At 64.2% G+C, this 14,780-nt stretch carries 9 protein-coding genes; 2 read left to right on the forward strand and 7 right to left on the reverse strand.

The window, feature by feature from the left end:
* Positions 1-46: 46 nt before the first annotated feature.
* The 7 genes from VK682_RS09280 to VK682_RS09310 all read right to left on the reverse strand — a co-directional run bounded on the left by VK682_RS09280 (position 47) and on the right by VK682_RS09310 (position 11,534).
* Positions 47-2,866, reverse strand: coding sequence for a tetratricopeptide repeat protein (locus VK682_RS09280; RefSeq protein ID WP_230795687.1), 2,820 nt, complete (start codon positions 2,864-2,866; stop codon positions 47-49).
* 13 nt (positions 2,867-2,879) lie between these two features.
* Complete coding sequence (locus VK682_RS09285; protein WP_324781718.1) at positions 2,880-3,824, reverse strand: Hint domain-containing protein; 945 nt, start codon at positions 3,822-3,824, stop codon at positions 2,880-2,882.
* Positions 3,825-4,521: 697 nt separating this feature from the next.
* Positions 4,522-5,565 (reverse strand): tartrate dehydrogenase, encoded by a 1,044-nt coding sequence (locus VK682_RS09290; RefSeq protein WP_230795688.1) that lies wholly within the window; start codon positions 5,563-5,565, stop codon positions 4,522-4,524.
* Between the two features lie 1,060 nt (positions 5,566-6,625).
* Entirely contained in the window at positions 6,626-7,726 is a 1,101-nt protein-coding gene (locus tag VK682_RS09295) for a helix-turn-helix domain-containing protein (protein WP_230795689.1), read from the reverse strand.
* 207 nt (positions 7,727-7,933) lie between these two features.
* Entirely contained in the window at positions 7,934-8,863 is a 930-nt protein-coding gene (gene repB / locus VK682_RS09300) for a plasmid partitioning protein RepB (RefSeq protein WP_324781719.1), read from the reverse strand.
* Positions 8,853-9,998: a plasmid partitioning protein RepA gene (gene repA / locus VK682_RS09305; RefSeq protein WP_165616763.1), complete on the reverse strand. Its 1,146-nt coding sequence runs from the start codon at positions 9,996-9,998 to the stop codon at positions 8,853-8,855. The genes repB and repA overlap by 11 nt, the downstream gene beginning before the upstream one ends.
* A 525-nt stretch (positions 9,999-10,523) precedes the next feature.
* Positions 10,524-11,534: a LacI family DNA-binding transcriptional regulator gene (locus VK682_RS09310; RefSeq protein WP_165616764.1), complete on the reverse strand. Its 1,011-nt coding sequence runs from the start codon at positions 11,532-11,534 to the stop codon at positions 10,524-10,526.
* A 399-nt stretch (positions 11,535-11,933) separates the two neighbouring features.
* On the opposite strand from VK682_RS09310, the gene VK682_RS09315 reads away from it, so the two are divergent.
* Complete coding sequence (locus VK682_RS09315) at positions 11,934-13,088, forward strand: mandelate racemase/muconate lactonizing enzyme family protein (protein WP_324781720.1); 1,155 nt, start codon at positions 11,934-11,936, stop codon at positions 13,086-13,088.
* A gap of 102 nt (positions 13,089-13,190) precedes the next feature.
* Positions 13,191-14,780: an ABC transporter substrate-binding protein gene (locus tag VK682_RS09320; RefSeq protein WP_324781721.1), complete on the forward strand. Its 1,590-nt coding sequence runs from the start codon at positions 13,191-13,193 to the stop codon at positions 14,778-14,780.

The following is a 14,780-nucleotide window of genomic DNA, read 5'->3' on the forward strand; positions in this document are numbered from 1 at the left end:
CAAGCTTCTCGGTGGGTTGCAAAGCCGGTGGCATTGCTGTCTTGGATCAGGCGACATTGGCCCAATAGGCGCTGGTCTGCTTGTAGGGCTGCGGGACATGGACCTGCACGAAGGGGGCGATGGCGTGCTGCGGCAGGATCGTCAGATCCGCGCCGCCGCTGTCTGCTGCCGTCAGATGCTGTGCCACCGCGCGGGTCAGCAGGCCCGGCCCGGTCTTTGACCATGTGTTGTCATTCTCGCGCCGCAGCAGCGCGTCGCGGGCCATCAGCGCCGCGCGGCCTAGGGCCGGATGGCCCGGTGCCGCCGCGATGAAATTGTTGGCAAGCGACCCCATCGGCTCGCGCACAAGCAGCAGGCGCCGCACCGGCAGCAGCAGCCGGTCGAGTGGCGCAAGGCGGCGGTCATCCGTATCCGCATAGACACCGCCCCTGACCAGCAGCCAGCACAGACGGATGAGGTCCGATTCCTCCGCCGGGTGGTTGGCCATGTGGAACGCCCGCACCCAAGGCGCCCCAAGATGCTGCTGCAGGAACCGCAGCGCGTCGGTGCGGTCGAACAGCACATGCGTGAAGCCGGGCGCCGATTTCCATGTCTCGGTGAGCCTGCCAAGCGCGTCGGGCAAGGGAGGACGGTCCCAATACTGGAAGATGGCGCGCGGAATCGCGGCCCCCGCAGGCTCTGCCGGGGGCGCCGGTTCGGGGCGCTGGCACCAGTTGTCCAGAACCGCCGCGGCGGAAAAGAACAGCGTCCCGGCGGCCCGGTCCCGAAGCCGCTCCGCCCTGTCCGGCAGGATCTGCGCGCCCTGCCCCGCCGCGATCTCTTCCAGCAGGGTCTCGTTGCGCTTGGTCCCGAGGATCGTCAGGCTGAACTGCATCACCTCCCGCGCCCCGCTGCCCGGCCGGTCCGCCATCAGCGCGGCCAGCCGGTCGATCTGCGCCCGGTCGTTGCGGATCAGGGCAAGCTGCAGGCGGCTGCGCAGATGCCCCAGCGGGTTTGCCCCGGTCAGTGCTTCGAACAGCGCATCCGCCGCGTCCAGCGCGCCCATCTGGAACAGGATCTCGCCCCGCACCGGCTCCAGCGGAGCGGCCAGATCGGGCTGGTCCGCGGCGGCGCGCGCCAGCACATCCAGCGCCTCGGGGCCGCGTCCGCAGCCGGACAGCGTGCGCACCTGACGGATCAGCAGGTCTGCATCCTGCGGCCAGCGGCGACGGCAGGCGGCCAGATAGCGCAGGGCAAGGGCGAACAGCCCCTCCTGCGCAAGGTTGCTGGCCAGCGAGGCTGCCTCCATCGGGCTGCGCGGCGCGGAACGGGGCTGCCGCAGCACGGCGATTGCCGCGGCGGATCCCTGCAGCAGGCTGGCCGACTGCGCGCGGAACAGCCGCCGCTGCTCCTGCGGGATGCGGGCGCAGAGCCTGTCGGCGAGGCCAGCGGGATTGTCCGCACCCGACGCCAGCGCGCGCTGCACCAGCCGCACCGCGCTGCGGCGGTCCAGCCGTCCGCTGGAGAGCAGCGTCGCCTCGACCGCCTGTGCCGCCTCGCTCCGCCCAAGCCGTTCGGCCAGATCGAGCAGCGCCAGCTGCTGCGACGCCCGAAGATGCCGGTGCAGCGGGACAAGCTGCGCGAAGGCCCGGGCAAAGGTCGCGCCGGGGTCGGCGCCGAAGGTCAGCCTGCAGATCGCCATCAGCAGGGCGGCATCCGCTGCTTCCGCCGCCTGCCCGCCCCGCAGCGCCGCCAGAAGCTCCTGCGCCAGCGCGTGGCGCCGGGGTGCTGCCTGCAGCCGGTCCAGAGCCAGATCCGCCAGACCCTCCAGCGCCCGGGGCCGCAGGGGATCGTCGGGGGCAAGGCTCCGCAGCAGATCCTCCGCCTCGGTGTGATGCCCCTGCGCGGCAAGCGCGCGCGCCAGATCAAGGCGGACCGCGCTATCTTGTGGCGCAAGCTGCATGGCCTGCCGCAGAGGCTGCACCGCATCCTCTGTCCGGCGGGCGCGGCCCAGAGCCGTCGCGCGGAGCCGCAGCGCCGCCACATCCTGCGGCCAGCCCGCGACCAGACGCGCCGACAGGGTCAGAGCCGCCGGCACCTCGCCAACCGCCAGCGCGGCAGTCACCCGCTCGGACAGCGCCCGATGCTGTTCGGGCACCCAGTCCGGCAGGCTGTCCAGCAGGGTCTCGGCGCCCGCGCTGTCGCCCGAAGCCCGCAGCTTGCCCGCCAGATCCATCAGCACCCGCCGGTCGCCCGGGCGCGCCTCATGCAGCCTGCGCAAGACGGCGATCGCCTCTGCCGTGGCCTCCATCCGGCCCAGCACCTTGGCAAGCAGCCGCAGCACCCGCGGATCCTCGGGCCAGCGCGCGGCGGCCTGCTCCATCAGCGCGCGCGCCTCCTGCGCGGCACCCGCCTGCAGCAGCGCCTCGGCCCGGCCGATCAGGGCCAGATGCTCCCCCGCCTCGCCGCCGGGCATGGTCCGCAGCAGCGTCTCCGCGCCGTCGGCATCACCCGTCTCGCGCAGCGCTTCGGCCAGCGCGGCCCGCAGCGGCGCCGAAAGCGGACAGCGCCGCACCATGTCGCGCAGGAAGCTGACGGCGGCGGCGGGCGCCCCGGTGCGGCGCAGCACCTCGCCCTTGCGTACCAGCAGCCCCTCCTCCCCGGGGCAGAGCTGCAGTCCCTCTTCCACCGACCGCAGCGCCGATGCGTAATCGCGCCATGCCAGTTCCAGATCAACCCGCAGGCACAGCGCCCCCGGATGCCGGGGCGCCATGGTCAGAAGCTTTGCAATCGCCTGTGCCGCCGCAGCGCGCGTGCCGCGGCGGCGCAGGCGCCCTGCCCGATCGAAGGCGTCCTGAACGGCGGCGTCGGGCGCTGTGTCAGGCATGGGCATTCCGCTGTCAGGCGGCCTGGATCAGATGCGCGATCTCGGTCATGTCCGGCTCGGGGACCGCTATGCCAAGACGGGCGCGCAGGCTGGCGGGCAGCTGCCGCTGCGCTGACACGCGCGGGGCGGGCATTTCGGCGATCAGATGGTCAGCGCCATAAAGATCAAGGTATTCGGCATAATTGTCGAAGGCCTTCCGCCCGGTATAGTCGATGAAGCTTTCGCTTGGCGCGCCATTGGCAAGGATCACGTCATGCGCTTCGGTCTCGATATGCCACCAGATGAAGCTTGCGGGCATTTCGGACAGCGGCACAAACCGGATGCTGCTGCCATTGACCATTGCGCCGGCATTCACCACCAGACCGTCAAGGATCATCCCGTGATCGGCAGAGACAACCAGATCGGTTTCGGGCAGGTCAGCGCCAAGCGCGCCTGCGGCAATCCGCACCGGTTCCAGCTTGGGCGACAGGGCATAGGGAATATTGGCGATGGTCTGTTTCGCGAGCCAGCGCACCGGAACGGCGCGGCCATCGGCGGTCAGCACCATGTCGCCGGTCCGCAGCGTCTCCACCGCCACCTCGCCCGAGGGTGTCGCAATCCGCGTGCCGGTCAGAAAGCAGTTGGCGGCGGTGCTCAGCGCAGGCTGATAGGTCGAGGTCGAGCCAGCAGTGCCGACCAAAGAGGACAGATCGTCAGTGGAATCGTCGTAGGGGATATAGCCGTTATTACTGTATTCGAAGATGCCATAGTCTTTGCCGTTAACATTGACGGTATATCCGTTATACATAAATACAGAAGTGATCCAATAATCCTGCCCCGCAGTCAGCACGCCATCAGCACCGACATCCGTTACCGTATATGTAGCGGAATGATCCGATGCCGAATTCCAGCTCAGTGTACCGTCGGAGAGGGTCACAACGCTCAAATAGATATATTTGTTAGCCGTAAAATCAGCCATTCATCTCGTCCCTTCGCTTGCCCATTCCTGAAATTGCTGCCTCCCGCTCACATCCTCAGGCGCGATAGCGTTCGACACCAAGACGTGCGACAGTCATCACGCATCCAAAGACGTACCGACAGCAAGGCTTATTCCCTTTCGATTTAATACAGATTGTCTCTTTTGGGTTTCAGACGGGGTCATCCGGCCAAACCGGTGCCTGACTGGGCGTTTCGCTTCCATAAAAACTACGTCTTTTCAATAGTTTCCGGAGTTTTCACCTCAGAACCGACGCGGTAACGCTTCGCTTACCAACCCGCGCCATATCGCAACCCCGACTGTTCCAGATGCCCCGGCTGTCCAGCACATGCGCGGTTTCGGTGAGGTTGGTGACGCTGATAGACGAATCTCTGGCGCTCTTTGTTCGGCCAGCAGTGCCCCCACGCGGGCGGCACCGGTGAAGGACGGCTGCGCACCCCCGGCGTGGCGGAGGATGCCCCTGCCCGCGCCTTAGGCCAGAGCGGCGAGCGCCAACGTCAGATAGACGGTGAATTCCGGCTGTCTGAGGATGATCCCGCCGCGCAAGGCAGGCGGCGGGATCGTCCGCATATCGGCACAGACGACCCCTGCCCCATCGGTCAGCCCTGCCGTGCAACCGAGATCCCGGTCAGACAGGCTTGCGCGGATGCGGGGGCGACAGGGCTTGCTGTGTCCCCTCTCAGGCCTCGAGTGCGGCGATCACGGCGCCGGTGATCTCGTCGGTGGTGTTGAGCCCGGGCCGGATGCCGATGCCGCGGGCGGTCGCGGTCTCGATGGCGGTCAGCACGGCATGCGCGGCCTCGGCTTCGCCCAGATGCTCCAGCATCTGCGCTCCGGACCAGAAGGCGGCGATGGGATTGGCGATGTTGCGCCCGGCGATGTCCGGGGCGGAGCCATGCACCGGCTCGAACATCGAGGGCGCGTCCCGTTCGGGGTTGATATTGGCCGAGGCCGCAAACCCGAGGCCCCCCTGAATGGCCGCCCCCAGATCGGTGAGGATGTCGCCAAAGAGGTTGGAGGCCACGATCACATCCAGATCCTGCGGCGCCATCACCATCTTGGCCGCCATGGCATCGATATGCATATGGCTGACGGTCACGTCGGGATAGTCGGCAGCGAGTTCGCGTGTCACCTCGTCCCAGAACACCATGGAGAATTTCTGGGCGTTGGATTTGGTCACGCTGGTCAGATGCCTGCGCCGCGCCCGCGCCTGTTCGAAGCCGAAGCGCAGGATACGCTCCACGCCCTCGCGTGTGAAGATCGCGGTTTCCACCGCCACCTCGTTGCCGCGTCCCTGATGCACCCGGCCCCCTGCCCCGGAATATTCGCCTTCGGTGTTTTCGCGGATGCACAGGATGTCAAAGCCCGTCGCCTTCAGCGGCCCCTCGACCCCGGCCAGCAGCCGGTGCGGGCGGATATTGGCATATTGGTTGAACGCCTTGCGGATCGGCAGCAGCAGCCCGTGCAGCGACACGGAATCCGGCACGGTCTCAGGCCAGCCCACAGCGCCAAGGAAGATCGCGTCAAAGTTGCGCAGCGTCTCGATCCCGTCTGCGGGCATCATCACGCCATGCTCAAGGTAATAGGCGCAGGACCACGGAAAGCTGGTGGTCTCCAGCGTGAAACGATCCTTGGCGGCGGCGTGCAGCACCTGCATGGCGGCATGGGTAACATCGACACCGATCCCGTCACCGGGAATGAGGGCAAGGCGGTAGGCGGTCATGGGAAGCTCCGGAATTACAGATCGATCAGGACGGATGGACGGCGACAGGTCGCAAGACAGGCTTCTCTGCGCAAATCCCTGCCAAGGCCAGAGGTGTTCCTGCCGCCGGTGGACAGAGTGTGGTCCCGCGACCACCTCTGGCGGTTGCGCCACATCGTGCTCCTTGGCCGGCCCAAGGTCAATCGCTGCGCCCTGCCCCGGTTGCGGGGGCAGGCTTTACCGCTGTCCATGCTGCGTGATCTGGACAACGCCATGTACTGGCGAAATTTGCTGCGGGAGTTCTGACATGGCACAGCCTGACCGGTTCATCGCGTTTTGGCCGTGAGGCCGGAGCTTTCATTGGCGCTCGCGCACTTCTCGGATGTTATAACATCCGATTTCAAGTAAGTTAGGCGGTTCGGGCAGCCTCTGATCATCCTGCCTGCGCGGACGTGTCGGCATCCAATCCTACGGGTGCTTTCGGAGACTAATTTTGGTTCTTATCTTGCCATGCAATCAAGGCGCCGGGGATAGGGTAGATGCGCGTCCTGCCCGTCTTCACCTTCGCGGTCTAGCGCAAACAGCTTCGGCCTTGCTGGAGGTTTCTGATCTGACATTGATTGTAGTGCAGATTCTGCTGTGGCCGATCCGGTCCAACGCATCCATCTAGGCAAAGCCAATCGTCTGCTTTGTATAACAGCTTTGCGCTGCGTGTTGGGGCTAGTAACCAGACTGCTGCTCTGCTTGCTGGCCGGGGCAGGTGGGTCGTGTTGCTTCAGCTTGCGGCGGGTCTTCTTGACCGCGGTCAAGAACGGCGTCCTAGGATTGCATCGGAGCCTGCTTTCCGATGTCCTGCAATTGGGCGATCGGTGCTTGCGGCAGAAACTGCATCTGGAATGGTTCCCAGCACTACTGACACTATGACGGTTGATCCCTTCACAGACTTGCGACAGGCTTTCAGCCTTCCAAGCAGTTGGCGTTCTGCCGATAGCTAACCGCGCGGATCTGGCCCCTGACGCCTGCCTTGCGTGACCGGTCAGCCGCGCGACTTGACCGCGGTCAAGAAAGCCGATGGCAAGGATCAAGCCGACAGTATTTTCTCAAGATACGCGCCGGGATCCTTGATCTGTCCTGCCCGGGGGATCATCTGATCTATGGCAAGCAACAGCCTGCCCGGGCCGGAACGCATAAGGCACGACCTGACTTTCCCCTCGCCTATTCTCAGCAATCCACCGAGGTCAAACAGGAGAGCCTTTAGAGCCTGCACGTTGCGTGGAGCTTCTGGAAAAAACCCTGAGACATGGTGAAACTCATTCCATTCCATTTCCTCGGGGTTTCGGCCTTTTGCATTCTGCGCTGAACGGAGCTGCAGCCTCTCACCGCGCCTTTCTATTTTTTTATCAATCTTATTCGACTCTATGTGCCGGACAGATTGTCCGTCCGTGCCGGACAGACAACCGGACTCATCGGGTTCGTCCTGTGGTGTCTGCTCTGCGGGGAGCGTGGGCACATCTGCTGCTTCGCTTTCACCATGGCCGACGGGAGCTTCGACGTTGAAGCTGCGCAGATCGCGGATCAGCGCAAGGACTGTGTCCACGGTCAATGTCGCGCGGCGGAGCAGGGTTCTGATCGCATCGAGTGTGGACAGGTCATCCTGACCGATGTCGGGATGCTGCAGGACAGCAGCGCGCAGGGCAAGCGCTTCGGCTTTCAGGGAGCGCAGTCTTTCACGTTCTTCGGTCGCCTGCCGCGCGCGGTCTGTCAGCGACGGGTAGATGTCGATCAGCGGCTGAAGGTCGAAGCCAAAGGCATCCCGGATCCTGCCGTTATACCGGAGCGGAAAGCGCTTGCCATTGGCCGAGTCCCGACGCGTGATCAGTCCGCAGCCCGTAAGCCGGGCGATAGAGCGACGCAGCGTCCGTTCATCCAGACCGTTCGCCCGATCCGCCAAAGCGGCGTTGGACGGGAAGACGATGGTCAGGGGGCGCCCGTCAGCCTTGGCCTTGTCCTGGTCTGCGCGGGGCAGAAAGCTGATCAGCGCAGACAGCACGGCGAGATCGTTGGGCGTCAGCCCAAGGTCTTTCCGCAACGCCCGCACAGGGGTGAGAAGCTCGTAAGGGCTGCGGCAGGGCAGGGGGGATCGTTCCGCCACGGCGGTTCGGGGTGAAAAAGCCTGTCTCATGATGATTTCGGTAGAAAAAGCTTCCCCGTTCACCGCAAGCGGTGTTGAAATCGGTTTGCTTTGCGGGTATCAATCAGGTGTCGAGACTAATTGAGGCCCTTCGGAAGCTCCGCTTTCGGGGGGTCTTTCTTTTTCTGGCCGGTCCTCCTTTCTTTTCTCTGCTCGTTGTTCTTTTTTGGCGCCTTGACCGCGGTCAAGGCGCGGGTGTTACCCTTCGCCCATGCCGTCTGGACGGCGGTCAAGAAGCTCCGCGATCAGGTCTCTGATCGCGTCTTCCATGCGCGGCATCAGATCGGGATGAACGTCGAGGGTAATCTTGTTGCCTTTCCGGACCATCCGCACGCGGTCATCCACCTTTGGCTCCGGCCTTGTTGGCTTTGCGGGAGTCAGAAGCGCAATCGCCGCCTCCAGCCGGGCCGGGGCAGGGGCATCGCGGGGGATCCTGTCCTTGATCCGGGCAGCTTTTGCCGGGTCTTTCTCGCAGAGCCTGAACAGCTTTTCCCAGTTCCTGCGGCCCACGCCATGGGCGGGTCCGATGGCGCGGATCAGCTCGTTCGGGATGCCGGTCGCAATCCGGTTCATTCTGGAGACCAGCGATTCGTCAATCTGCAGCGCGCGATAGGCCACGGTCTGGGCGTTCTTTCTGGCCGCCTCGGTCCTGCCCAGCTCGCGGATGATTCCAGCGACAAACAGCGCCCGTTCAATGAAGGACGGGTCTTGTCTGGCATTGTTTTCAACACCTTGCGCGATCAGGGCTTCTTCGTCGGTCATTTCCATGACCGTCGCGCGCACCTTTTTACCAAGCTCGCGGCAGGCGAGCAGACGGCGGCGGCCATAAACAATCTCGAAGCCGCCATCGGCCAGCCTGCGCACCAGCACCGGAACCTTCTGGCCATGCTCGCGGATCGACTCCACCAGCTCGTCCAGACCATCGGAGGGATCGATCCGGTCCATGACGGCCGACATGCGGATCAGGCCGGGGTCAAGCAGCCGTGTCGCGTGCTTGTCCTCCTCCAGAACCGAGGCCTGCGCCCGCGCGACCGTGGGGCTGGTCCGGGGCAGGGACGCCTCATCCTCGCGCTGCGCGGTCTGCGCCATGGCATTCTTGAGCGAGTCGCCAAAAACCTTACGAGCCATGTGTCCGCCCCCATGCCTTCAGGATTTCCCGTTCGACTTCGTCGGTGACGCGGGACACGGATTCGATGGCCCGCTCATAGGTCCGCCGGTTCACGTCGCGCGGCTCCACCTCGAAGATGCTCTGCTGGGTGTTCGCGGCATCGCCCACGGCGGTCGATTTCAGGAATTCGGCGGGCAGCACCGCATCGCCAAGCACGGTGCGCAGCAGCGAGGAAATCTGCACCTGCGGCCCGTCGGTGTTTTCATAGCGGGTGATGAGCACGCGGACGAAGTTCAGCCCGTGTTCGGGAGCGTGGGATTCAACCACGCCCATCAGGTTGCTGGCCATGCCCAGAAAGCTCGCCAGCGACATGACGTCAAGCATGGAGGCGTTCAGCGGGATCAGCACGCCCGTCGAGGCGAAAAGGGCGGAAATCACCGAGAAATTGAGCTGCGGCGGCGTGTCGAAGATGACCAGATCATACTGGTCAAGCACCGGCTCGAGCGCCTCGCGGATCCGGCTGTGAAAGGTTGCGGCGCCGTTCCGGAAGCTGAGCGCCACCTCGAATTCGTATTCCATGATGTCCATGGAGGCGGGGATCAGGTCCACCGACGGGAAGTTGGTCTTGCGGATGATCTCCGAGGCGGGCAGGGGGCTTTCCGACCGGATCAGGTCGAAGGAGGTGGGCATGTCGGGGTCAAGTTCCGGGGTGACGCCGAAGAGGTTGGTCAGGCTGGCCTGACTGTCCAGATCAACCAGCAGCACCCGATAGCCGCGCAGCCCCATCAATTGGCCGACATGCGCCACGGTGGAGGTTTTTGCCGATCCGCCCTTGAGGTTGAAAACCGTCAGAACCTGACAGGTCTCGCCGGGCCGCCGGTGCGGATGCTCCTCCGGCTTGATGCGCCCCGTCTCCAGCAGAACCCGCTGCGCCTCCACCATCTCTTCCGCGGAAAAGCTGCGGCGGTTGCCCCCCTCCAGCGTCCCTTCGGGAAATCCTTCGAGGTTTGACACGTGATGGCGGAAGGTGTTCTGGTTGATGCGAAGGAGTTCGGCGGCCTCGCGCATGGCAAAGCGGCGCAGACCTTTCTGGGCATCGGGCGGGAAGGTTTCTTCCGCATGTTCACGCAAGCGGCTGCCAAGCCGCTTTGACATGACATCAAATCGTTGAGATGCCCGAATCCCGCTCATCACTGCCCTCAAGTATGTTTTATTTTTTCTTACCTTAACAGATAACCCGGATAAATCCATCCTAAACCGTTGAGACGGCAGGGCGCGTTGAGCGCGTCTCGGCCTGATGAAAGGAAGTTGATAAATTCCAGAGGTTTATGCGCCAAAACTCAGAAACTGCATGAAGATTTCACCGCAGCGAGGCGCTGCCTGCGCTGACCAAGCCCTCCGTTCTCGCTATGGGAGATCCGGCACGATTCTCTCGCGTGACGCGGTCAAAGCCGATCACAGGGCTTTGTCAGGTGCTCAGGCCAGCGCAACCCGTCACTCGGTTGATGGTCAGCGCCTGCATCCCCCCGAAGTAAAACCCTTAGGGTGACAGTACGGCTCGCCACTGGGCGGAAGGGCCGAATGTTGCGGGCCTTGGGGCAGGGCGGCACGACCCCGTTCCGGCAGCACCGGTCAGACGTCGCTGGGCCGTCCTGCGGAGTGTCGGGATCCCTGTGGGGCTTACTCTGCGCCGGTGATCCGCGGAGCGCTTGAGGCGCGGATGACCAGCTCGCCCGGGAGCGAATAGAGCTTGGGTGTTGTCGGCCCGTCTTCAGTCAGCAGGCGTGTGGTCGTCTCGGCGATCGCCGAAACCGGCTGGCGGTAGGTCGTCAGGGAATAGTTCGGCCATGCTGCCATCGGGATGTCGTCGAAGCCCACCACGCCGACGCCCGCGCCGCGCGGGTCGGTGCGCAGCGCGTCGATGCCGCCAAGCGCAAGGATGTCGGAGGTGAAGAAGATGGCGTCCGGTTCGTCCGCAAGCAGATCCAGCGCGCTGTCCCAGCCCGCCTCGTAGCTGAACGCCTCGTGCGATACGGTGCGGGTCAGGCGCATTCCCAGCTCGGCGAGCCGCGAGGTGAAGGCGCTGTAGCGCAGCATCCCGATTCCCGAACTGGTCATCCCGGCAACATGGCCGATCCTGCGGTGCCCGGCCTCGTAAAGATGATCCACCAGCAGCCGCGCCCCAAGCGCATTGTCGCAGCAGACCGACGCGATGTCCTCGTGGCCTATTCGGTTCAGCAGCACCGCCTTGCGGCCTTCGGTGATGCGGGTGAGCATGCGCGAATTCAGCATGGTCGAGGCGATCACCACCACCGCGTCGACATTGTAGGTATGGATCGCGACCAGCTGTTTTTCGATCTCGGCGCCCGGCGTCACGTTGAACAGCAGGCTCTGTAGCCCGGCGCGCTGCAGGGCCTGCGTGAGCTTCTCGATCAGCGCGGGGTAAAAGGGATTGCGCATGTCGGACACCACGATGCCGACGATATTCGTGCGCCTTTTGGTGAGCATCGAGGCGATGGCGTTCGGCTGGTAGCCATATTCCCGCGCCTGCATCAGGATCCGTTCGCGCAGGTCGCGCGCGATGCTGCTGCCGGGCGTGAAGGCGCGCGAGACCGCCGACTGGCTGACCCCGATGAGGGCCGCCAGTTCCCGCGACGTCATCGGCTTCTTGGTGGATTTCGAATGGTCCATCAAACCCTGTTCCCGGCCGTCTTTGCATGGTCCGTCGCGCGCGGCGGGCGGGTCGCCGCGAGCCGCCATAGTAATAGAGAAAATTCATTTGCGCACCAGAAGAATCTGATTCTGCATCCGGATGCACATTTCTGCGTTACGTTCGTCAGCGACGGCGGGCGGACGGAGTTCCGGCGCTGAAGGCGCTCCAGATCGGCGGACCGGCAGGCAGAAGTTTGCATTAAACACCTGTTATTCAGCAATTTAGGGCATGGATCGGCGTAAAGGCCAACCCAGTCCGGACGTCCATTCCACACTTCCTTTCTGAAAAACAGCATCAATCGTTGCATCCGGAAGCATTGTCTGGTTTCGTGATGCCGAGGAAGCTGGCCATGCCGGTGACTAGGGAGGGAAATACTCATGCTGACCGCGACGGCGCATGAGCGGCCGGATCTGCACACGCAGTCCGGCGGCGACAGGATCACGTCCATCGAGGCTTTTCAGGTGACCTGGCGTCCGGGGGATCCGCCCGGGCGGCGCACGGCCTTCGTGCGGGTCCGTACCGAGGGCGGGTTCACCGGCTATGGCGAGGCCTCGCCGATGATGGGCGGAGAGCACAGCTTGATGGTCGTGCGCGATTTTGCGGGCAGCCTTGTCGGGGCCGATCCGTTTGATCAGGCGGTCATCTCGGACAGGCTCCTGCACCGCTACATCAAGCTGGGGCCCGAAGGCGCTGTGACGGGGGCGCTTGCGGCGCTAGACATCGCGCTCTGGGATCTCAAGGGCAAGATCCTTGGCCTGCCGGTCCACAAGCTGCTTGGCGGGGCATGGCGCACATCGCTGCCCTTCTACGCTTCTGTCGGGGGCAATGCCGGGCGCAGCGTCGACGAGGTGCTGCGCACGGTCGAGGCGCGCTGGAAGACCGAGACACCCGCCGCGATCAAGATCCGCTGGGATGGCGACCGCACGCGGCAGGACCATGACATCGCAGGCGATATCGAAAAGGCCCGTGCGGTGCGCAGGCTGGTGGGGGACGCCTTCCCGCTCGCCTTCGATGCCAACAATCAATACTCGGTCGGCGGCGCGATCCGGGTCGGTCGGGCGCTGGAGGATCTGGGATACCTCTGGTTCGAGGAACCGGTCCAGCATTACGACGTGCGCGCCATGGGAGAGGTTGCGCAGCGGCTCGACATCACGGTGTCGGCGGCGGAACAGACCTACACGACACAGGCGCTGGTCGACATGATCAATGCCGGGGTGCGCATGGTTCAGCCCGACATCATCAAGATGGGGGGCATCACCGGTCTCATGCAATGCGCGGCGATCTGCTTTGCGCATGGGGTCGAACTGGTGCCGCACCAGACCCAGCCGGGCATCGGGCATGTGGCCAACCTGCATGTGCTGTCGACGCTGATGCACAACACCAAACCCGCCGAATTCGCCGATCCGGATGACCGGATGCATGTGGCTTTCGGCAATCCGCCGCGGCCCGAGAATGGGGAGTTCACGGTGCCGCAGGGTCCGGGGCTGGGCCTGCAGGTGCATGACGAGGAGCTTGATCGGCGCCGCATGTGAGGCGCCACGCAAGGCACCCGGACCCGCTGGTCCCGGGACGCACGGCCCGCCCGAACCGTAACCACCGGGAGCGCGGGACATACCAAGGGAGGAGAAGGACAGATGATTACAAGAAGGACCCTACTCGGGACCGCGATGGCGGCCACCGCGACAGGACTCTACGCGCCGCGAGTTCGCGCCGCCGAACCGGACACGCTGCGCTTTGCCAATTCCGCGGGCGGCCCGCGCAAGCTTGATCCCAACCAGATCACCCAAGGCGCCGACAGCTGGGCCGCCGCGCAGGTGTTCGAATACCTCGCGCAGCCCGCGGATGGCGATTTCGGCAAGACCCCGGACGAGTTCGAACCGTGGCTGGCGGAAAGCTGGACCACCTCGGACGACGCGCGGACATGGGTGTTCACCCTGCGTCAGGGCGTGCAGTTCCATGGCGGCTATGGCGAGATGACTTCGGAGGACGTGGCGCGTTCGTTCATCCGGGCCCGCGACGAAGGCGTCGACAGCTCGAATTACGAGAACATCGTCAGCGCCGAGCCCTCTGGCAAATACGAGGTGACGGTCACCCTGAAGAACCCCGATCCGCTGTTCCTCGGCTCGACGGTCTTCACCCGGCGGACGATGATCATCTCCAAGAAGGCCGAGCAAGAGCTTGGCGAGGCCTTCGCGACGCAGGCCGTGGGCACCGGCCCCTACGAGCTGGAACGGTTTGACAGCGAGCAGGGCATCTTCCTCAGCCGGTTCGAGGATTACTGGGGCGAGCCTGCGAATATTGCCAAGGTCGAGTGCCTCTATATCGCCGACACGACGGCGCGGACGCTGGCGCTGATCTCGGGCGAGGTCGACATGGCCGAAGGGGTGCGTCAGCCCGGCTGGATCCAGCAGATGCAGCAGCAGAAGCCGGATCTGCAGTTCGACATGAGCGTGCCCGGCTCGTTCAACACGCTGTTCTTCAACCTGTCGAAGGATCCGCTGCAGAACAAGATGGTGCGTCAGGCGATTGCCCATGGCATCGACAAGCAGATGATCGTCGACGCCCTGCAGCCGATGTCGCGCATGGTCTACACGCTCAATCCGCCGAACTACCCGACCGGCTTCAGCGAAGAGGACCTGCCCGAGGATCTGCGCTACGAATACGACCCGGAAAAGGCCAAGGCGCTGCTCAAGGAGGCGGGGTTTGGCGGCGGGCTCACCATTCCGGTGAACACCTCCAAGCGCGAGGACTATTCCACCCAGCACCTCATCATTCAGGAGATGCTGCGGGCCATCGACGTGAACATCGAGCTGACCATCATGGATCACTCGGCATATCACGGCTCCAACCGGCAGAACGCGAACACGCTGAACATCAACTCGTGGTCGCTGCCGCCGGTCCCGCTGTTTGTCTACAACGTCTATGCCTCTTCCGCGGCCAACATGAATGCCGAAGGCACCGGCGGCGGGAACTACTCGCATTACGGCGTGGAGATGGACGGGGTCGATCCGCTGCTGCAGGAGATGCTGCAGGCAACCTCCTTCGAGGGCTATATCGAGAAGGGGCGTGAGGTCGAACTGAAGATCCAGGAGGATCTGCCGATGTTCGGGCTGCCGACCCTGTCCTTTGTCGTCGCGCGCAATCCGCGCATCGACTTGGGCTACGAAGTCACGGGCGGCAACGCCTACTGGCGGTTCTGCCGCGCTTCGATCACGACGGCCTGA

It is taken from the genome of Salipiger marinus (genome assembly GCF_035481585.1).
GTDB lineage: Bacteria > Pseudomonadota > Alphaproteobacteria > Rhodobacterales > Rhodobacteraceae > Salipiger > Salipiger marinus.